The sequence below is a fragment of the Anaerostipes rhamnosivorans genome (genome assembly GCF_005280655.1).
Taxonomy (GTDB): domain Bacteria; phylum Bacillota; class Clostridia; order Lachnospirales; family Lachnospiraceae; genus Anaerostipes; species Anaerostipes rhamnosivorans.
Map to the genome: position 1 here is coordinate 2,802,137 of NZ_CP040058.1, position 20,881 is coordinate 2,823,017.

Below are 20,881 nucleotides of genomic sequence, written 5' to 3' on the forward strand. Positions count from 1 at the left end.
ACTATTTCTCTTCTTCAATGTCTTCTTTGATTTCTTTGATCAGATCTTCCACATCTTTTAAATCATCACTGTAAATCGCATCTTCTGCCTGGTCCACATCTAAGCAAGGTTCAAACTTCTTTAATTCTTCTCTATAATTGATCATTTTCTTCCTCCATATAAATTTTTTACCTTACCAGCTAAATAAAAAGAGCCGATGCAAAAGCAGAGAATTCCCTCCTCCGTCTTTTGGATCATCGTTTTATATGCCTTTAAGAAATCGCCATCCGGCACTTCCCGGTTCTTGACCGGGACCTTAAGAATTCCTTCCAGATTGTTAACTTCCCTGAGAAGCTTTAAGATCCCCTCCTCTTCCTGTCTGTGGGAAGGGGCGAATACAATGAACTTCCTCTGGGGAAAGTAATCGTTTAACGTACGGCAGAATGCCTCGGCCGCTTGGAGATTATGTCCTCCGTCAATGTAGATCCCAGGACCTACTTCCTCCATCCTGCCTGCCAGAGAAACCGTGGCAAGCCCCTGGAATACATCCTGCTTTTTTATCTCTGGAAACAGCCGACGGACTGCCGCTGCCGCAAGCGCGGCATTATCATACTGAAAATCTCCCAAAAGGCCTAATTTCAGGCATTTACTCTTTTTATCATACGCACTCTTTTTAAAAAAATCAATATAATCACTGCTTTTTTCGGAAAAAATAAGATTATCTTTCGAAATTGTTATGGATTCCGATTTCTGCCGCTCTGCCTCTGCCCGGAAGATTTCCATAACTTCCGTTCTCTGCTCTAGAAAGACCACCGGCACTCCCGGTTTTATGATCCCTGCTTTTTCTCCGGCGATCAATTCCAGAGTGTCTCCCAGGAACTCCTGGTGGTCAAGGCTCACCGCAGTGAGAATCGAAACTTCAGGCGTAATTATATTGGTTGCATCGTGTCTTCCACCCATGCCTGTCTCTATAATGCACATTTCGGCTTTTTCTTCCCGGAAAAAGACCATGGACATCAAAAACAGGAATTCAAAGAAAGAGGGATGTGCTGCCCCTTTCTTCACGGCCTGGCTGACGGCTTCTTTTACTGCCGTAAAGACTTCTGCAAATCTTATTTTGGAAATCTCTCTGCCGCCGAGCTGTATTCTCTCTTCTATGCGGACTAAATGCGGGGAAGTAAACCGTCCGGTTTTGATCCCTGCACTTGTGAGAATGGAATCCAGGAAGGCACAGACAGAACCCTTACCGTTTGTCCCTGCCACATGAATAAAGGACAGCTCCTTCTCCGGGTTTCCCAAAACATCCAGAATCCATTGTACATTGGATAAGGCTGTTTTTTTAGCGAAACCCGTCACATGATCCAAATAATTTCTTGCTTCTTCATAATCCGCCATGTTATTGCGCAAGCTGATCAAGCCTCTCCTCTACCTTATCCAGCATCTGGCGGTATTTTGAGAGTTTTTCTTTTTCTTCTTCCACCTTCTGGGCCGGAGCTTTGCTTAAGAATCTTTCATTCCCCAACATTCCTTCACATCTCTTAATCTCTCCGCCTAATTTCTTCTGTTCCTTTTTCAGGCGTTCAATTTCTTTGTCAATATCCACAAGCTCCGCAAACGGCATGTAGATCTCTGCGTCCGGTACAACTGTGGACACCGCATCCTCTGAAATTCCTTCTTTATCTGCCTGAACCAGGACCTCACTGGCATAGCCAAGTGTTCCGAAGAAAACCCTGCCCTGTTCAAAAATATCCCTTACTTCCTGTTTCTCAGAAACAACAAATACTTTTGCTTTCTTCTTTGGAGAAACATTCATCTCAGCGCGGATGTTTCTGATGCCTCTCACTGCTTCCTTCATCAACTCCACTGCTGCCTCTTCCTGGGCAAAGCTGTATTCTTCCCTGTATTCCGGCCAGGCTGCCAGCATAATGGATTCTTCCCCTGTCAGGTTGCAGTAGATCTCCTCCGTGATAAACGGCATGAACGGATGGAGCAGCTTCAGAGATTCTGAAAGAACTTTTTTCAAAGTCCACAATGCTGCCGCTTTGGTGGTATCTTCGTCATTATAGAGACGCGGTTTTACCATCTCAATATACCAGTCACAGAATTCTTCCCATATAAAGTCGTTGAGCTTTTGAACAGCAATTCCAAGCTCATATTTGTCCATATTGTCGGTCACATCTTTTGCCAGCGTATTAAATTTGGATAAGATCCAGCGGTCCGCCTGGGTCAGGTCACAAAGCTCCACATGGGAGAAATCTGCCTGCTCGAAGTTCATCATCATGAAACGAGAGGCATTCCATACCTTATTTGCAAAATTACGGCTGGCTTCTACCCTCTCCATATAGAACCGCATGTCATTTCCAGGGGCATTTCCGGTAACTAGAGTAAATCTCAGCGCATCTGCACCATACTGTCCGATGACCTCAAGAGGATCGATGCCGTTGCCCAGGGATTTGCTCATCTTGCGTCCTTTGTCGTCTCTTACTAGTCCGTGGATCAGCACTGTGTCAAACGGCGCTTTTCCTGTGTGTTCATATCCTGAGAATACCATACGCACAACCCAGAAGAAAATGATATCGTATCCGGTCACAAGTACATTGGTCGGATAAAAGTAGTCAAGTTCTTCCGTCTGCTCCGGCCATCCGAGAACAGAGAAAGGCCACAGAGCGGAGCTGAACCATGTATCCAGGGTATCCTCATCCTGAGTAAAATGGGTACATCCGCATTTTGGGCATACCGACGGTTTCTCTTTTGCCACCACGGTCTCACCGCACTCGTCACAGTAATAAGCCGGAATCCGGTGTCCCCACCAAAGCTGCCTGGAAATACACCAGTCACGGATGTTCTCCAGCCAATGAAGATAGGTCTTTGTGTAGCGCTCCGGCACAAACTTGACATCTCCGTTTTTCACAGCTTCAATGGCTGGTTTTGCAAGTTCGTCCATCTTTACAAACCACTGTGGTTTTACCATAGGTTCAATAGTAGATTTACAGCGGTCATGTGTACCCACGTTGTGTTCATGGTCTTTGATCTTTACCAAGTATCCCTGTTCTTCCAGATCTTTTACAATGGCTTTTCTCGCCTCGTAGCGCTCCATTCCCTCATATCTGCCGCCGCTTTCATTGATAGTGGCATCGTCGTTCATCACGTTAATCACAGGAAGATCATGGCGTTTCCCTACTTCAAAGTCATTGGGATCATGGGCCGGTGTGATCTTTACAGCCCCGGTGCCGAACTCTTTGTCTACATATTCATCTGCCACGACTGGAATCTGGCGCCCGCACAGCGGAAGTTCCAGCATTTTTCCGACCAGACCTGCATATCTGTCATCATCCGGGTGGACAGCCACAGCCGTATCCCCCAGCATTGTCTCAGGACGGGTGGTGGCAATCTCCAAATAATCATCAGTTCCTGCCACCGGATATTTGATATGCCAGAAATGGCCTGCCTGATCTATATGCTCTACTTCCGCATCAGAGATGGAAGTATGGCACACCGGACACCAGTTGATGATCCTGGATCCCTTGTAAATATATCCTTTTTCATATAACTTGATAAAGACCTCTTCCACCGCTTTGGAACAGCCCTCATCCATGGTAAAACGTTCTCTCTCCCAGTCACAGGCAGAACCCAGCTTCTTTAACTGGCTGACAATGGTGCCGCCGTATTCTTCCTTCCACTCCCAGGCTCTCTCAAGGAACTTTTCCCGGCCCAGATCTTCTTTTTCAATGCCTTCCTCTTTCAGGGCCTCGATAATCTTCACTTCCGTGGCGATGCTGGCGTGATCGGTTCCCGGCTGCCAAAGTGTATTGTATCCCTGCATTTTTTTAAAGCGGATCAAAATATCCTGCATAGTCTCATCCAGAGCGTGTCCCATATGCAGTTTTCCTGTTATATTTGGAGGCGGGATCACGATCGTAAACGGTTTCTTGCTGTGATCGACTTTCGCGTGAAAATATTTGTTGTCCAGCCACTTTTGATATAGCCTGTCTTCAATCTCAGACGGGTTATATGTCTTTTCCAATTCTTTACTCATCTTATATCTCCTACTCTATTTTAATCTTATGATCCTCTAAGCTAATAGATTGTTGCGGATGGCCCGCTCATGCTGTACCATTGCCTGCTCACAGATGATCTGCCTGCGTGACAGCCATTCCATACGGTTGATCCTTTTTGGTATATCATAAATCGCTTTCGGGTAATAACACCACGCCTTGGGCGCGCGCATCCCGCACTTTTCCATGGCCGAAACAAAGGATGCCCTCTGGACCATGAGTTCTTCACTGCAATTTAATTCCGCTGCAACTTTAGCACAAAATTCAAATAATTTCCACTGTTCTTCTGAAATATATCCAAACAGCACCTGATATTTTTCCTGGCAGAACTCCAGGTCATTGACAATTGTATCATATTCCGACTGAAGGCGCCGGACGGAAGTCTCTTTATGGCTTCTGACCATCTGGTACATCTTCTTTCTGTCCGCCGCTTTGTGCTGCCTGGCCCTCAGTATGAGAAGAATCATCACAGCACCCAACACTGCCACAGCCACAGGCCACAGGGAAACCGTCAGCGCAATCTCAAAATACAAAACCGCTGCCGCACAGAGACCTGCCCCGGTCAGTGCCATGACCAGCATAGAAATGAAATACGCTCTCCGGTTGATGAACTTTCCGTGAAACTCCTTCTCTTTCTTTTTAAGTTCCACTTCTTCCTCTCCCTGAGCCGAAATTTCTTTTTCTATCTGCTTTTTTTCCCCTTCCAAGGAATGGATACGGGATAGGCCCTGCCTGATCTCTTCCTCCCTTTCCCAAAGAGGGAAGAACTCCTCATCGGAGACTCGTCCGCCTGCGGAATCATAAAATATCCTGGCAAAGATCCGGTTGTATTTCCTGGACTCTTCCTCCAGAAGTCTCGCTTCCTCATCTGAAAGTCTCTCCATGGCCTCGATATCTTCCTTCTGCTCCAGAATATAAGATATCTCATCTTCATACATTTCCACAAAACGCTGGTTTAATTCCATCCGTTTTTTCTGATATTCAATTTCAGACAATCTCTCTTCTGTACTCATTTTTCCACCGTTCCAGCATGGACCAGGTCAGTCTTCTGGTCATCAGGTCATCGGGTTTCTTTCTGTGATAATCAATCTTTTTTAATGCGTGGGATTCTTCGCCACCGTTCAGTTTCTCTTCCATACCGGAGATATTTTCATAAATCTCTTTTAATTGTTCCTCCGTAAACGACAGCGCTCTTCCGTCTTCTAAAAACTTTTGGTGGTCCCCCTGCATATAGGAAACAATAAAATATGCTTCCTGGCACTTTTTATGATCCCCAAGGCGGCAGCTTTTTTGAAAAAATTCTTTGGCCTCCTGAAACCGGAACATCCGGGTCAGGCAGAGTCCTATATGATACAGAACCTCCTGCTGTTCTTTCTGCTTCAGCTGCAGCAGTCCTGATAGTGTCTTATGATATGCATGGTACGCACTCAGATATTTGCAATGTTTAAGATACAAATCGCCAAGCATCTTTTGTTTGCGCACGGAGGAGTAAAGATAGGCCGTCCGCATCTGCTGAATGAGCATCCTCTGCTCCGGCTCCGTGAAATAATTCCGATAACCGATGATCTGCTCCAGCTGCTTTTTTGTCTCTTCCTGCTCAGAGAGGGTCAGCCCAAGCTCCTCCTCTATCCATAGTTTCATCCCTTTTGGGATTCCCTCCACCAAAAAATATAAATACTGTCCGGAAATAATATAGCACAATTCTTCATAGGAGGAAATGGTCTGCCCAAAGGAATTTAGCGTATAAGGCCTTCTGATCTCATCCGTCTCACACAATACCATTCTCACGGCTGTCCCCTCCTTTCCCATGATAACACCTGTTGAAACACCTGATAGGTGGGAGGAAATAAGGTTCCGAAACCAAGATCCGTGATCTTGACCCTGCACTTTGTCTCCCCGATACACTCAGCTTCGATCTTAAGCTTTGTCGCTCGTCCCTCCCTTTTGACCAGTCCTTTCAGCGGCACCAAAAAGCGCATCCTGTCACCTTTCCCGGGGAACAGCGGCTTGATCTCCACTGGGACAGAAGCCGCTGCATCGATCAGTACGGTCACACTGCCACGGCTCTCAAACCACGGGCGCCCTCCTTTTACCAGCGGTAAAAATTCTTCTTTTCCATGGTTCCATGCCATGATGCCGACCTGGTACATCATGACCGTGTCCGTGAGAATCACAGCCGAATCAATGTCCGCAACATTTTTTCTTCCTAAGAGATAAATGGCTCCTGTGGCATAAACATGGTTTCCCATGAACACACGCCGCCCGGCGCACAGCTTTGTGGCGGCATTTTTAAGCCATCCGCTGTCAAAACCCTGGCCGCACAGATAAACAAGAGATGTGACTTCCGCAGCCATGGCCTGCATGGCAGCATTCTCAAATGCCATATCCTTCTGGTGCGGCAGGCGCGTATTTCTCATAAAGGCAGAGTAGTCCTCCCTCTCTACCAGCATCTGCCCGTCCTGTTTTTTTACCATATAGTAATACAACTGTCCCTGCAATGAATAGTCAAACAGTCCCACAGCTCCCTGTTTCAGCTGCTCTTGCCGTTCTCTGGCCAGACCCAGGAAGGCTTCCTCTTTTGTAAACAGCTTCAGCTGATCCTCTGTTACCCCCAATTCCTTTCGCAGCTCTGCGGCCTTGGAGGTTATATCTTCCTCTGCTGTCTCCAGAATAATACCCAGGTACAGATTGGCCGTATCCGGATGCCTTCCCGCCTCTGTCCTCACATAGTCTGTCCAGTCACCGGAAAGCCTTGCCGGCTCCTCCTCCACGACCTGCCCATCCACAACGGAGCACTGATATATCATTCCTTGTTCTATCTGTATTCCTATTTTCATCCTTGATCCTCTGTCATAGGACGGATCAGATCCGTCATTGCTTTTTCATATGCGTAGATCTCCATTTCCATGGCCACGCTCTCTCTCTGTTTTTCCCTCAGCATATGGTTCAGCTGATAAAATCTGCCTTTCTGGTTCTCCCCGGAGTGGTCAAGAAAGACAATATCTTTTCTCCTGCGTCTCTCCTCCCCGGGAGCGGTCACATAATAATCTGCCGTCTCATCGGCAAAAATCAGCACCTGGGCTGCATAGTATCCCGGAAGCAGCTCCCGCATGGGGATCTCCCTGGCCGGGTCCGATTTATTCTCCGCATAGTGAAACACCATGCTGCTATCCTTTTCTCCCTGGTAGACCACATAAGTGTAGGTAAAACACTCATACGGAAGTGGGATCTCTTCCTTAAACTGCAGCAGCACCGGCAGGATGGAATGGCGGTCCTCCTGGGATTCAATAATCTTTGTGATCCTTGTTTTCTGTTCCTTTGTTAAGTCTTTATCCTTATAATAATCCAGATAAGCCCACTGCCAGATGAGCTTTTGGTTCCCCTGATCTAAAAGTCTTCCAAGCAGAGGATAAAAGTCATCTGAAAGCTGTCTTTTGCCTTCATAAGACAGGCAGACAAACTGGTCCGTCAGTCTCTTCAGCAGTTTCCTGTCCTTTGCGTCCTGCCCGGCATAAGCCAAGAAGACCGGGACCTCTTCCCATCCGGCACCTTGCTCAGCTGATTTCTTTAGAATATCCTCCGTGAATTCCTGATCATAGATCTTATGCTTTTCCCCCTGCTCCCAGATCTTTAGCATCTGTTGTAGATCACCTCTATAAAACCGTTCCAGATAGGCCAGGATCTCGCTGTTATAGACCTTTCCCTGAAAAACATCCAGGCTCATGTCAAGAAGTGTCTGCACTCTCTTCCTGCTCAGCGATGTAAGTTCATGGAGCACGACTTCTTTTAAGGGCTCTGGATCCATAAAATCAAACCCAAAGATCTCTATGCCCTTCATGGCTTCTTTATAGTGCCGTCCTGCGATAAAATATTCCAACATCTGCTTACAATTCTCACTGGACAAGTATTTCCACTGCACCATGGACAGTGCCTGCTCCAATTCCTCCTGCCTGCCGTGCTTCCAGTAGTAATCCAACAGCTTTTCAAAAATCTTGTGCCGGTATTCCTCTTTCAGGCTCTGACATTCCAGCACTGCCTCCACGTCCTGGATGTCCCCGGCGCTAAATTCAGCTTTTTCTTTAAATACAAGACTTTGCCGGATCAGATACGCCTCATTTCTTCTGCCCAGCCCTGCAAATACGGCTTCCTCCTGCTCCCTGGTCCACAGCCTTGAAAATGTATATTCCAATGAGAGATAACGGTTATCCTCCTGATCCAGAAAAACGACCAAAGGCTCACTGTAAACCGTAACATACACCTCCCCGCTTTCCAAGGAGACATTCTGCACCTCTTTTAATTCCTTCTGGTATATGACTGCTCTCTCCATAGCCGGGTTTTTACAGATCAGCTTCTGCTTGGCCATGATATTGGCAATGCCGGCTCTGCCCTTCATCCCTTCCAGCAGACGGTCAAAAAATGCCTGATAAAGGATAAATAAGTTGGTATTAATCTTACTCTGGGCCAGCTGTTCCAACAGAAACTCCTCAATCTGCGGCTCAAAGGACGGAAATACAGATTCGTATTTTCTCCGGTTTTTTACTAGGTTCGCATATAGATATGCCCGTTCTCTGCTGCTTAAGCTGTTGCTGTATGAGAAATATAAAAGGACATTCTTTTCCAGATACGGATATCTGTCTTTTGCGATAGTGCGCAGATAAGATTCCTGTAGTCCGATCATCTGGATACCTGCCTGTACTGCTTTTTTATAGTAGATATGGTAGCACTCGTCCATACAGTTTCCCCGGATCAGCATAGAACAGACCGCCTGTAGACCTTCCTGTGTCTCTTCTTTTTGAAACGACGCAATCAGGTCCGCCAGAAGGAACTCAGAAAACCCTTTTTCCTTCAGCACAAGACTATAGATGTGCTTCTGCATACTTTTGCTGAATAAATCATGGCAGATGCCAAAATGGATGCCCTCCTGCTCAAAAGCCCCGATAGACTTGATCCTGCTGTGATCCTGGTTCCAGATGCTGGCTGCCTCAAACCACAAAAAACTGTTGCACTGCCCTGTCTCATATAGCTCTCTCATCTTCTGAAGCTGCAGCCCTGAATCGTACGTCAGATCCTCATCCAGATAGATGAGCATCCAGAGCAGATATCCCTTCTTCTCACCTGCCTCGGGATAAATCCCGTGGATCCGGTCCCTTGCATGTGCGATCTGATCCGGTGTCTTTAAATACAGGGCCTTCAGGTACAAAAAGTATCCAAAATAAAAAGGATCGGAATGAATCTCACTCATATTCGGCTCAAGCCGCACAAACCCTCTCTCAATGGCTTCCTCGGCCCCCTGAATGATATGACAGTGAAGAGGCAACATGGTTCTCAATATCTCACAGGATGCTCTTCCCTCCATCTGGCTGATCAGCCTTTTCTCATTTTCCACAAACTCCATGACATTGCATTTTCCTAGACAAAAATTCATGTAGGCTTCAAAAATCTTGTCTGAGAGGCCGGCAAGTTCTACCTCCTTGTCTCCTTCTGCGTCAAACAGGATATCTGCCTGACAGCTGCTATACGGAGTATAAACGGTAAGAATGCTCCTGCTCTCTTCTTGCGCGTCCAAGAACATCACAGGGACTGTCAAGATCCCGTCCTGAAAATCTTCCTCTGTAAATTCTGTCTTTTCTATGGATAAAAAGGTGGAGTCCAGATGGATCCTGCCATGGACATATCCTTGCCCTTCTTTTCGTATCCTCACATTCATAGGCTCAACGGCATTCAGTCTGCGGATCTCATATACCTCTTTTTCCGGTCGGAGTACAGCAGGCTCCTTTCCCCCGGCACAGATAAGGAATTCCTCTAAGATCTGGCCACGGTTTCTGCCGAGAAGCAGCTGGTGATATATTTCCTTTTCCCTGGATCCTTCCTCCAGATAATCATTTTTGAAGGCCTCAGAAAAAAAGAGGGCCTTTGCCCGCTGTTCATCTTCCTGTACGATTTGTATGAACTGCTTCATCTTCTCCGTCATGGGTTCCTCCGATTTTCCACTGGTGGTCTCAGGGTATTTGGTCTATAATGGACTATAATCTGATCATTGTTATTAAACGTTGTAATCTGACTGCAGGGTCGGACCCTACACCGTAATATTATAGCAAACTTCGACAAAATAGAAAAGATAAAGAAAGGTGAAACTATGCCGGAAAAGAAACAAGTCTTCCACGGAAGCGACTTAGAGAAAATAGAAGAAATATATGGAATCAAAAAAGAAGAAATCATCCCCTTCGGAGGTAATGTCAATCCTCTTGGTATCTCCCCGCTGTTTAGAAAAAGTCTCATAGACCACGTGGACGCTGTCTGCACCTACCCGGACCGGGATTACAAGTCCCTGCGTTCTGCCCTGAGCCTTTATGCGAAGGCACCTTTAGAGCACATTATTGTGGGCAATGGGGTCACGGAGCTGATAAGCCTTACTATGCACCTTGTCCGCCCCAAAAAAGCCCTGCTGCTCTCCCCCACCTATTCTGAGTATATGCGGGAGATCTCCATGGTCGGCGGCACCTGCCAGGAATATGACCTCTCCGAGGCCTCAGACTTTAAGCTGGACCTTGAAGACCTGAAGTCGTATCTCACAGACGATGTGGACCTGTTTGCCTTCTGCAATCCCAACAATCCCACATCCAGCGCTCTTTTCCAAGACGAAACCGAGGAACTCCTCTCCCACTGTAAAAAACATGATATTTTTGTTCTGGTAGATGAGACCTACGTAGAGTTCGCTCCGGATATGGAGAAGATCACCACAGTGCCTTTGGCAAAGGATTTTGACAATGTATTGATCCTAAGGGGCACTTCCAAGTACTTCGCAGCCCCCGGCATCCGTCTGGGATATGGCATCAGCGGAAACACAGAGTTTCTGAAAGAGATGGAGGACCGCAAGAATCCGTGGAGCATCAATACCCTGGCGGCACTGGCAGGGGAGGCCATGTTTATGGATACCGACTACATTACAGAGACAAAGGCGTATATCGCAAAGGAACGGCAAAAATGCATAGACAGGCTGTCCTTCTCTTCTGCTTTCAAAATCTATCCTTCCTACGCAAACTTCCTGCTGGTGCGTCTTATGGACGGCACAACTTCATCCGAGATGTTTGAACGGTGTATCAAAAAAGGACTTATGATCCGTGACTGCTCAAGCTTTGAAGGGCTGGACGGGGAATATGTGCGGTTCTGTTTCCGCAGATCAGAAGAGAATGATAAACTTCTCGATACTCTTTTGAATCTTTAAAAACGATATCATTAACGTTATTAATGAAAAAGGCTTGCTCATCAAACAAATGCTGGGCAAGCCTTTTTCAAAGATCCATTCTATTTTAATTTCATGCCAGATCCTCTTCTCTAAAAAACCTGCTTTACTCGCTTTTCACGTAAAAGATATATTTTAAAAACAGCAGGGTCACATAGATGAGCAGCGCCGTCGCCAGTACCGTCTGGAAATCCACGATCCATTTTAAATAGGTGACCGGATACCCCCAACGGTTGAGCGTGATAAACGCCTCCTTCAATGCGGCTGCGCTGATCACAAATGGAAATGTATACGCAGCAAACGAAGGGTTAAACGGCATGACAATATACTTTAATCCTGCCGCAAGTACAAACACATACAAAACAAGCGATAGGACCGTGAGCCCAATCACAAGCCAGACCATGGGATTCTCAAAGCAGTGGAGATAGCCGGCTAACAGAAGGCTTACAGGAGCCGCAAAAATACAGATCAACGGCAGATACTGTTCCGGGATCTCCTTTACTTTTACATAACGCTTTATGATCGGAACGGCGATGATCACCGTAAACAGGAATCCTGCCCAAAAAAACCAGCGTCCAATCTCCCTCATATCGCTGTTGGGAGCTGTCATGCTGCTCATTGCCAGGCCCGCATAAAAAATAAAAAAGCTGGCATATACATTTTTGATGTTAAATTTGTAGTATATAAAATGTCCGTTAAAAAAGACCAGAAGATACACATGGACCGCCAGCGCAAGAATCCAAATGATGGAAACTGAATCCCCAACATAAGGCTTTAGATAGGCAGTCAGCACGAGAAGCCCCATGGAAAAAGCTGCGGAAATACTACAGTTCACCGGATCTTCCAGTTCTTCTTTTACCATATCCAGACAGGTGCCAATCTTAAAAAGCAACAAGATCAGCAGGCAGACGGAGATGGCCACACAGATTAGTTTCGCTGTCTCAGAATAATTCTCGATCACTCCTCCCATAGCTGCAAATCCAAGCATCGGCCCAGCCAGCGGGAGAGGGATCCTTTCGATCGTTTTTCTCATATTTATCCTCCTAGTATTCTAGTTTCTGTAAATGTCCTTTAAAATCGCATCAGCATATTTGTGCTGGTATCCTTCCGGATCTTCCATAACGTGGTTTCCTGATACATCCCATCTCATCTGCCCATACTGGGTGAGATAGCTTTTGCCCCTGGAACAGTCCGGATATCTCCGGTACCATGTTCTATGATACTTTTTCATATATTTCTTTGCAAGTGCCAAGGCCTGGCTTTTTTTTCTGCCTTTCTTTGTCGGGCTTCCAGAAAGCTGCACCCCCTTGGGACTGGAATGAACCAATACCACACTTCCATCCCTGCAGGCACCGATGACAATCCACACATGACCACAGCTTGAGGAACCCATGACGTCACCTGCCTTATAATCTGCCACCTTCTTCTTGCTTTTGTAGCTGCCCCATCCTTTTTCCGCGAACAACTTAGGCTGGTCTTTTGCCTTTCTCACATAACCGCCTTTGCCGGGAACCGTATTTCTGATATTGTACACGGTCCACCCAACAAAGCCGGAACAATCCAACCCTTTCCCATGCCGGTAGCGATGCTTTTTGTAATTGTATCTGGAGTTCTGGGATAAGAAAAACCGGTTCCACTCTCCGTTTAACCCGATTCGTTTTCCATCTTTACCAGTTCCTGTATCGGCCTTGTTCCATCCGCCTCCCCATATATACAAAGTGGAACCTACGGGAGCCACCGCTGTCTTTAAAAAATTCTTGATGGTTGATTCTCCTTTGGCGGCCATAGATGCCCGCACCACTTTGGAATATCCGCTGTAATACTTTTTCTTTTTATAAATCCGGTAGGAACGGACTTTAAAACCATAGCTGACGCCGGGCTTTAACCCCTTGACCACATATCTGGACGCTTTGGAGTCCGCCTTTTTTATATACCTTTTCTTCTGCCGGTCGTACAGATAAATCTCTGTCCCCGACGCTTTTTTGCCCTTGATCCATGACAGGACCACCGTCCGCTTTACGGCAGTCGCCATAACTCCTGACGGCTTCCCTGGTTTTTTCATTGCTCCCTGAATGGTTCTCTCTCCTCCTGCTGACACCAGCATAAGACAAAGTGCTGCAAGCAGTATCCTCTTTGCTTTCATAATTATGTATTCCTTTTTTCAATTATTCGATAAATTCTAGTATTTCCTTATAAATCCGGCCGGAACATTCCTCATTTAAAATCTCATGCCTGCAGCCTTCATATAACTTTCCTGTCGTATTTGTATAACCTATTTCCTTTAAAAACGAAACCGCGTTCCAAAACTGTTTCTGTGAAACAATACAGGGATCATCCTGCCCTGCGATAAAAAGAACCGGCAGTTCCACATGTTTCTTTCCCCAGCCCTTTTTATTGTATGTCTCATCCATCAGATGAAACAGATTCAAAAATCCATTGTTTGTGAAAATAAAGCCATCCAGGGGATCCTCGTCGTACTTTCTGACATTCTCCCGGTCATAGCTGATCCAGCCATTTTCAGACTCGTCTGCCTGCAATGATTTTTGAAACATGCCGAATGCTAATTTCTGAAACAGCATCCCCTTTTTCCGGTCACCGCTGATCCTGCAGGCAATCTGTGCCATCACTGCCGCAGGCTTTGCAAAGGTATTCCGGCTTGGGCTGCCGCATACGGTAAGAGTTGTCAGTTCCCAGTCATATTTCTTAAGATAGCAGCGCACGATCAAAGAACCCATGCTGTGTCCGAACAAATGAAGTTCCTGATCCGGAAATTGCTCTTTGGCCCACTTTGTAATCTGATGGGCATCTTCTACAATGGCTTCTCCCGTAGTGTCATAAAAATATCCCAGATCATCTTCCCTTTCTATACTTTTCCCGTGCCCCCTGTGGTCATGGATCACCGCAGCGTAACCGCAGTCCACCAAATATTCCATAAAACTGAGATAGCGTTCCTTATGTTCACTCATGCCGTGGCAGATCTGAATGACTGCTTTCGGCTTTTTTTCAGGTGCCAGCAACAGGACGTGGAGACGGTTTCCGTCAACGTCAGACTTCAAAAACAATTCTTTTTTCATACCTCCGCCCTCCGATCAATTTGTATTCTGCCTATTATAATGTATTATACTCGTTTTGCTTTACCTTGGAAAGAATAACAGATATAATTATATTGTAATGTATTCTAATTTAAAGAACACAGGAGGGCAAACTATGAAAATGTTTAAAAAGGTTCTGGCACTCACTCTGGCTTGTGCAATGCTTTTTACCTTGGGAGGGTGTAAAAAGAAATCACCGGAAGAAGTACTGAAAGCTGCCGCAGCCAAGATGAATAAGATGGATTCCGCTGACATGGACGGCACCATCAAAATGAAAATGAGCAGTGCCTCAAACAACAGTTCCAGCTTTGAACTACAGATGGGAATGAAGGTGAAAGCCACCGGTATGACAGCAAAAGATATGAAGATGGATATGGACATCACCACCGCCATTGCTGGTCAGGATGTAAGCGTAAAGGCTTATTACACCGACGGTTACTACTATATGAATGCCAACGGTCAGAAAACAAAACAAAAAATGGACGTGGATGCCATGCAGAAACAGTTAGAAAACTCCACTGGACAGTTCAACACTTCCGTTGAGAATTACAAAGATCTGAAAATGTCAAAGAAAGACGGAAATTACGTTATATCCTTCAAGTTTAATGAAAAAGCTTTAAATGACTATGTAAACAAAATGATGGGTCAGCTGAATTCATCAGGGGCTGCAGGCTCCACAACCAACTATGCAGATCAGGTGAAATTCGACTCTATGTCCGGTACCATGACGGTCAATAAAGACTCAGAGATCGTTGCACAAAAGATCAATATGGTTGTCTCAAGCAAGCAGGAACCTAAGCTTTCCATCAAGATGTCAGCAAACTTTAAGTACAACAACCCGGGCAAAGAGGTTAAGGTAACACTTCCTTCTGACCTGAATACCTATAAGGAAGCGCCTGCTGCCACCACAGGCACAACCGCAGAATAACTTAATTTTTCTAGTCAACAAAAGGGCCGCCGGATTTCTCCTGCGGCCTTTTTCTTGACTATTACCGGTCTTTGATCGGCGTATATTCTTTGTGTCCTGCGACTCCTTTATATGCCGGGCGGATGATCCTTCCTCCGTTCACCAGCTCTTCCATTCTATGCGCGCTCCATCCTGCGATCCTTGCGATAGCAAACAGCGGAGTGTACAATTCATATGGAAGATCCAGCATACTGTAGATAAAGCCGCTGTAAAAATCAATATTAGCACTGACACCTTTATAAATCTTGCGCTCTTTTGCAATGACTTCTTTGGCCAGTTTCTCTACATTGGTGTATAGAGCATATTCTTCTTCTTTTCCTTTTTCCTTGGAAAGCCCTTCCACGAAGTAACTTAACACCTTTGATCTTGGGTCAGAGATGGAATAAACCGCATGACCCATCCCATAAATCAGGCCCGATTTGTCAAACGCTTCTTTGCGGACCATCTTCGTCAGATATTCTCTCAGTTCATCTTCATCATTCCAGTTCTTTACGTTCGCCTTAATATCAGCAAACATCTGTACAACTTTGATATTTGCGCCTCCGTGCTTCGGCCCTTTTAATGAACACAGCGCCGCAGCCACAGAAGAATATGTATCTGTCCCAGATGAAGAAACCACATGGGTCGTAAACGTAGAGTTGTTACCTCCGCCGTGCTCTGCGTGAAGCACCAGGGCCAGATCCAGGATCTTTGCTTCCAGCTTTGTGTATTTGCTGTCAGACCTTAGAAGGTACAGAATGTTTTCCGCTGTAGACAGATCCTCTTGCGGCGGGTGAATGACCAGACTCTCTCCTTTTTCATAGTGGCTGTACGCCTGATAACCGTAGACCGCCAGCACAGGAAACAGCGCGATCAGCTGCAGAGACTGCCGGAGCACGTTTGGGATAGAGGTATCACTGGCATTGTCATCGTAAGAAAACAATGTGAGCACACTCCTGGCCAGGGTATTCATCATGTCACGGCTCGGAGCCTTCATGATAATATCCCGCACAAAGTTAGTAGGAAGCTGACGGTACGTTGCCAGCAGCTGCTTTAAGTCCAAAAGTTGTTCTCCGTTGGGAAGTTCTCCGAATAAAAGAAGGTAGACTGTTTCTTCAAATCCATACCGTTCCTCTTTTATGAATCCCTGAACAATCTCTTCAATATCAATCCCATGATAATACAGCTTTCCGTCGCATGGAACAATCTCTCTGTCCTCTACCTTGTAAGATACGATTGTTGAAATATCCGTCAATCCTGCCAGGACACCTTCGCCGCTCTGTTTCCGCAGACCTCGTTTTACATCGTACTTTTCAAAAAGAGACGGGTCAAATTTAGTTTCGCACTTCTTTGCCAGTTCTTCTATTTCCGGTGTGATTTCAGAAAATTTATTCGGCACATTTTTTATCATCTTCATTGCTCCTTTCCTACTATGATTCTACATTTTTAACCTCCGCCGTACCGCCCCTCTATGCAATATCGTGGTACTTTCCGAGGAACTCCCTCGTACGTTCATTGGCTGAGTTAAATACATCCTCCGGCGACGCATCTTCTACGATGACCCCTTGATCCATGAAGATGACCCTGTCTGAAATCTCCTTGGCAAATGCCATCTCATGGGTGACGATCACCATGGTCATATTCAGATCCGCCAGAGATTTTATAACTTTCAGAACCTCTCCTGTCAGTTCCGGGTCCAGTGCTGAGGTTGGCTCGTCAAAAAACAGGATCTTCGGCTCCAGAGCCAGAGCCCTCGCAATCGAAACCCTCTGAGACTGCCCTCCCGACAGTTCACACGGATAGGAATCCGCTTTCTCCTCCAGACCGAGCTTTTTCAGAAGCTGCATGGCTTTCTCCTTTGCCTGATCCTTCGGAACTCCCGCTACCTGCACAGGAGCCTCCATTACATTTCTTAGGACACTGTAATGTGGAAACAGATTAAAGTTCTGAAATACAAACCCTGTCTCCATCAATATTTTCTTTTGTATTTCTTTGGATGCATATTCAGGTGAATCCCCATTCATAGAAACCAGAGTATGCCCATTGATCTCAATGGTCCCCTTGGTCACTTTCTCCAGCTGGTTCATACACCGCAGCAGTGTTGATTTCCCGGAACCGGAGGATCCGATGATCGTCACGATCTCTCCGTCATTGATCTGGAAAGAAATATCTTTAAGAACATTCAGCTTTCCAAAATTCTTCTGGAGATTAGCCACAGATAAAACACTCATTTTCTTTCCTCCTCTAACGATAATAGCTCATCCGTTTTTCCAGGATGCCAAAGACTTTAGATACAATCATATTCATAATCAAGTAAAAAATACCTGCTACGATCAAATATTCCATTCCCCGGCTGCGCGACATGTTGTTTGCTGCCACTACATAAATCTCCATAACACCGATGACATGCGCAAGGGAAGTATCTTTCACAAGTGTCATACATTCGCTTCCCATCGGCGGCAGGATGATCTTCACCACCTGTGGAAGAATGATCTTAAAAAAGGTCTGAGCCTTTCCGAATCCCAATACCTTGGCCGCCTCATACTGCCCATTCGGTATGGCCTGGATACCGCTTCGGTAGATCTCTGCAAAATATGCCGCATAGTTTAGTGAAAATGCCACGACTGCGGCCATAGTGCGCTCGATCCGAATCCCCAGCAAAAGATTCAGCCCGAAGTAGAATCCATATAACTGAAGAATCAGAGGAGTTCCCCTCATGATCAGCAGATAAAAACGAATCGGCAGCTGAATGATCTTAAACTTTGTCATCCTTCCCAGTGCCAGGACCAGACCAAGTGTTAGGCCGAAAACCAGCGTCAGGAAAAAGATGATCAGTGTCTGATCCAATCCGTTATGTAACAGCATATTTGCAATGCCAGGCAATTTTTCAAACCATTGTATGATACCATCAAACATTTTTTTGCTCCTATAGTATATATTTTTCCGGAATTTTAAAAGTCAGAAATTAATTTCTGTGCCAGTGAAAAAATCAAGAGGCTTTCAAAAAAGCCTCTTGCTTCTTGTCTTTTATTTGATTGTTGTCAAATCATCTCCGAACCATTTTTTACTGATCTTAGCCAAGGTTCCGTCTTTTTTCATTTCTTTCAGCTGTTTCTCTACTTCTGCGCATAATTTCTTATCGCCAGAGCGGAAACCAATGACATATTTCTCGGTACTTAAGTTATCGTTTAAGATCTTGAACTTTCCTGGATCTTTTTTCGCGTAATATTTTGCAACTACCTCATCCATAACAGCCGCGTCACAGCCGTTTCCAAGGTCATTTAAGATCTCAACGTTATTGCCGAAGTATACAATCTTTGCATTCTTTAATTCATCCGTCTTGTCAACTGCGTCTGCCGCGGTAGATCCCTTCTGGACACCCACCTGCTGTTTCTTCACATCTTTTAGGCTCTTAATCTTGCTCTTTACCGGAACAAGCAGTACCTGATGATTGTCCATATAAGACTTGGAACACAACATCTCTTTTGCCCTGTCCTCACTGTAAGTAAGTCCGTTCCAGATACAGTCAATGGTCTTGCCCTCTAACTCCTGGTCCTTGGAATCCCAGTTAATCGGCTGTAATTTCAGCTTCACACCCATTCTCTTTGTGACTTCTTTTGCGGCGTCGATGTCGAAGCCTACAATGTTCTGGTCCTTATCCGTAAATCCCATCGGCGGGAAGGACGCATCCAATCCAAGGATCAATTCCTTGTTGTCTTTTACATACTGAAGGGAGTCGTCTGTCTTGCTCTCCTCTTTCTTAGAACATCCTGCCAAAAGCATAGAACCTGCCAGCACGGCGCTTACGCAAAGCACTAATAATTTTTTCACTCTCATCCTAAAACTCCTCCGTTTTTCCATTCCTTATTATGATAGCACATTAGCGTACTAAATTCATACGTTAATATACTATCAAACTACACCCTTTTTGTCAATCTCTATGGATAGTATTTCCTGTCTCTTTTCCTGGAAAATCCTTGTTTTCAGCCGCCTATCCATGTTATATTAGATTTATCTTTGGTAAAGAAAGGAAGGGAAATGAATACCATGAAAATAAAAGGACTAAAAATACTCGCCGTCTCTACGGTTCTGAGTCTCTCCATGACAGCTTCTGTCTTTGCGGGAAGCCTGGCTCTCCGCTATTCCGGCAAAAATCGTACATACACAGGAAAACAACTATCCTTTTACTATAAAGGGAAAAAAATAGACCTCGGAAAAGCTCCCGGCATCCAGATCAACAAGGTCAATATGCTGCCATATTATAATGCAATCGTAAAAAATGGACCGAAAGTCAAGAGAAGCTACAACAGCAAGACCGGAAAACTTGTGCTCACCAACGGAAGCAAGACCATTACATTCTACAAGAATAAAAAGTATGCTTACACCAACGGTGTAAAACGGACCTTTACCACTGCACCGTTGACAGTCAAATACCGCAGTATTAACAAAAACTATATTTTAGTTCCTGCCAAGTTTACGGCCAAGTACCTGGGGATCAGTTATACATATTCAAGCTCTGCAAAGCGGATCGATTATGCAAAACCGGCAGCTTCCAATAACTCTTCATCTACGGTCAAGTCCAACACAACAACAAAATATAATACGACTCTTACGAATTATATAAAAAAACAGCAGGCAGAATGGAAAACATACGGTGGAAAGACCATCGACTACAAAAAATATATTCCAGTAACTACGGATAATACAAACAGCTTCCAGTTTCTCCGGCTTGATACTTATCACCCGGTGAATGCTTCCAAGTTTTCATCAACACTCCAGACAATGCTCTCCAAAAAATCCGGCAGTGTTTTATCAGGCAAAGCCTCTGTGATTACAAGTTCTGCCAGTACATATAAGATTGACCCGCTGTATTTCCTCTGCCAGACGATCCACGAGAGCGGTTATGGTACAAGTACCCTTGCCAAAGGAAAAGCAGTGACACAGGTTATCACCGGCGATTCGCTTTATCCAAAACTAAAAAAAGGTGAGGACAGCACCAAAGTAACTGCTTTTAAGCCTGTAACGAAAGCTGAAAAAAAAGCTGGAGAAAAAAATGGGAAAAAATACTATAAAATAAATGATAATGCTTATTATGAAGTAAAAGATATCCCATCCAAAAAAGTTTACAATTTATACGGCATCAAAGCCTATGACAATGCACCACAGTTGGGAGGATTCAGTTACGCTTATTATCAAGGCTGGACAAGCGTAGACAAAGCCATTCAGGGAGCTGCAAAATATGTCAGTAATAATTATATCCATCATGCTTCCTATAAACAAAACACCCTGTATAAAATCCGCTACAGTCCTTACCTGGCGGACCTAGGCCATCAATATGCCTCTGATCCAGCCTACGCCCAATCTATTGGCAAATTAATGAACACTTATAAAGACGTTTACTCCAGTACAAACGGTTTTGTCTATGACACACCAGTATTTAATTAAAGAAAAAGCAAAGCCAAATGGCACAGAATTTCGTTCTGTGCCATTTTTTATCTCTTCCCGCGAATATTACATTAATATTACAATAATATTGTATATTTCTTAAAATAATGCTATAATCATA

General features: G+C 45.1%; 17 protein-coding genes. 3 read left to right on the plus strand and 14 right to left on the minus strand.

The window, feature by feature from the left end; translation table 11 throughout:
* Position 1: 1 nt before the first annotated feature.
* The 7 genes from AR1Y2_RS17875 to AR1Y2_RS13970 are packed head-to-tail and all read right to left on the minus strand — an operon-like array spanning position 2 to position 10,005.
* Positions 2-145, minus strand: coding sequence for a hypothetical protein (locus AR1Y2_RS17875; protein WP_175403665.1), 144 nt, complete (start codon positions 143-145; stop codon positions 2-4).
* Complete coding sequence (locus AR1Y2_RS13945; RefSeq protein ID WP_243118762.1) at positions 142-1,386, minus strand: bifunctional folylpolyglutamate synthase/dihydrofolate synthase; 1,245 nt, start codon at positions 1,384-1,386, stop codon at positions 142-144. Before AR1Y2_RS13945 ends, AR1Y2_RS17875 begins: the two co-directional genes overlap by 4 nt.
* Complete coding sequence (locus tag AR1Y2_RS13950) at positions 1,376-4,015, minus strand: valine--tRNA ligase (protein ID WP_137329518.1); 2,640 nt, start codon at positions 4,013-4,015, stop codon at positions 1,376-1,378. The genes AR1Y2_RS13945 and AR1Y2_RS13950 overlap by 11 nt, the downstream gene beginning before the upstream one ends.
* A gap of 36 nt (positions 4,016-4,051) precedes the next feature.
* Positions 4,052-5,047, minus strand: a complete 996-nt coding sequence (locus tag AR1Y2_RS13955) for a phage holin family protein (protein ID WP_137329519.1) — start codon at positions 5,045-5,047, stop codon at positions 4,052-4,054.
* Positions 5,022-5,816 (minus strand): tetratricopeptide repeat protein, encoded by a 795-nt coding sequence (locus tag AR1Y2_RS13960; RefSeq protein WP_243118913.1) that lies wholly within the window; start codon positions 5,814-5,816, stop codon positions 5,022-5,024. The genes AR1Y2_RS13955 and AR1Y2_RS13960 overlap by 26 nt, the downstream gene beginning before the upstream one ends.
* Before the next feature lie 2 nt (positions 5,817-5,818).
* The gene (locus tag AR1Y2_RS13965) at positions 5,819-6,871 is read right to left on the minus strand and encodes a DUF5716 family protein (protein WP_137329521.1); all 1,053 of its coding nucleotides are present in this window, start codon (positions 6,869-6,871) and stop codon (positions 5,819-5,821) included.
* Complete coding sequence (locus AR1Y2_RS13970) at positions 6,868-10,005, minus strand: DUF5717 family protein (RefSeq protein ID WP_137329522.1); 3,138 nt, start codon at positions 10,003-10,005, stop codon at positions 6,868-6,870. Before AR1Y2_RS13970 ends, AR1Y2_RS13965 begins: the two co-directional genes overlap by 4 nt.
* Positions 10,006-10,170: 165 nt before the next feature.
* On the opposite strand from AR1Y2_RS13970, the gene AR1Y2_RS13975 reads away from it, so the two are divergent.
* Positions 10,171-11,259 (plus strand): pyridoxal phosphate-dependent aminotransferase, encoded by a 1,089-nt coding sequence (locus tag AR1Y2_RS13975; RefSeq protein WP_137329523.1) that lies wholly within the window; start codon positions 10,171-10,173, stop codon positions 11,257-11,259.
* Positions 11,260-11,383: 124 nt separating this feature from the next.
* On the opposite strand, the gene AR1Y2_RS13980 is transcribed toward AR1Y2_RS13975, so the two are convergent.
* From AR1Y2_RS13980 to AR1Y2_RS13990, 3 genes are read right to left on the minus strand one after another with little or no spacing between them, the layout of a single operon-like run.
* Positions 11,384-12,310, minus strand: a complete 927-nt coding sequence (locus AR1Y2_RS13980; protein ID WP_137329524.1) for a TDT family transporter — start codon at positions 12,308-12,310, stop codon at positions 11,384-11,386.
* Between the two features lie 18 nt (positions 12,311-12,328).
* On the minus strand, positions 12,329-13,420 hold the full coding sequence (locus AR1Y2_RS13985; protein ID WP_137329525.1) for a fibronectin type III domain-containing protein: 1,092 nt from the start codon (positions 13,418-13,420) through the stop codon (positions 12,329-12,331).
* A gap of 22 nt (positions 13,421-13,442) precedes the next feature.
* Positions 13,443-14,351, minus strand: a complete 909-nt coding sequence (locus tag AR1Y2_RS13990; protein WP_137329526.1) for an alpha/beta hydrolase — start codon at positions 14,349-14,351, stop codon at positions 13,443-13,445.
* Positions 14,352-14,484: 133 nt separating this feature from the next.
* Between AR1Y2_RS13990 and AR1Y2_RS13995 the strand changes: the two genes are divergently transcribed.
* Positions 14,485-15,297 carry a DUF6612 family protein gene (locus AR1Y2_RS13995; RefSeq protein WP_137329527.1) on the plus strand — a complete coding sequence of 271 codons (813 nt, stop codon included), beginning with the start codon at positions 14,485-14,487 and terminating at the stop codon, positions 15,295-15,297.
* A 61-nt stretch (positions 15,298-15,358) separates the two neighbouring features.
* Here the strand turns inward: AR1Y2_RS13995 and AR1Y2_RS14000 are convergent, their stop codons facing one another.
* From AR1Y2_RS14000 to AR1Y2_RS14015, 4 genes are all read right to left on the minus strand, one after another.
* Positions 15,359-16,726: a citrate/2-methylcitrate synthase gene (locus AR1Y2_RS14000; RefSeq protein WP_137330282.1), complete on the minus strand. Its 1,368-nt coding sequence runs from the start codon at positions 16,724-16,726 to the stop codon at positions 15,359-15,361.
* A gap of 58 nt (positions 16,727-16,784) precedes the next feature.
* Complete coding sequence (locus tag AR1Y2_RS14005) at positions 16,785-17,546, minus strand: amino acid ABC transporter ATP-binding protein (RefSeq protein ID WP_137329528.1); 762 nt, start codon at positions 17,544-17,546, stop codon at positions 16,785-16,787.
* A gap of 13 nt (positions 17,547-17,559) precedes the next feature.
* Positions 17,560-18,231 (minus strand): amino acid ABC transporter permease, encoded by a 672-nt coding sequence (locus AR1Y2_RS14010; protein WP_137329529.1) that lies wholly within the window; start codon positions 18,229-18,231, stop codon positions 17,560-17,562.
* A 111-nt stretch (positions 18,232-18,342) separates the two neighbouring features.
* Positions 18,343-19,152, minus strand: a complete 810-nt coding sequence (locus AR1Y2_RS14015; RefSeq protein ID WP_137329530.1) for an amino acid ABC transporter substrate-binding protein — start codon at positions 19,150-19,152, stop codon at positions 18,343-18,345.
* Between the two features lie 201 nt (positions 19,153-19,353).
* Here AR1Y2_RS14015 and AR1Y2_RS14020 point away from each other — a divergent pair, with 201 nt between their 5' ends.
* Positions 19,354-20,760, plus strand: coding sequence for an N-acetylglucosaminidase (locus AR1Y2_RS14020; RefSeq protein WP_243118763.1), 1,407 nt, complete (start codon positions 19,354-19,356; stop codon positions 20,758-20,760).
* Positions 20,761-20,881 lie beyond the last annotated feature (121 nt).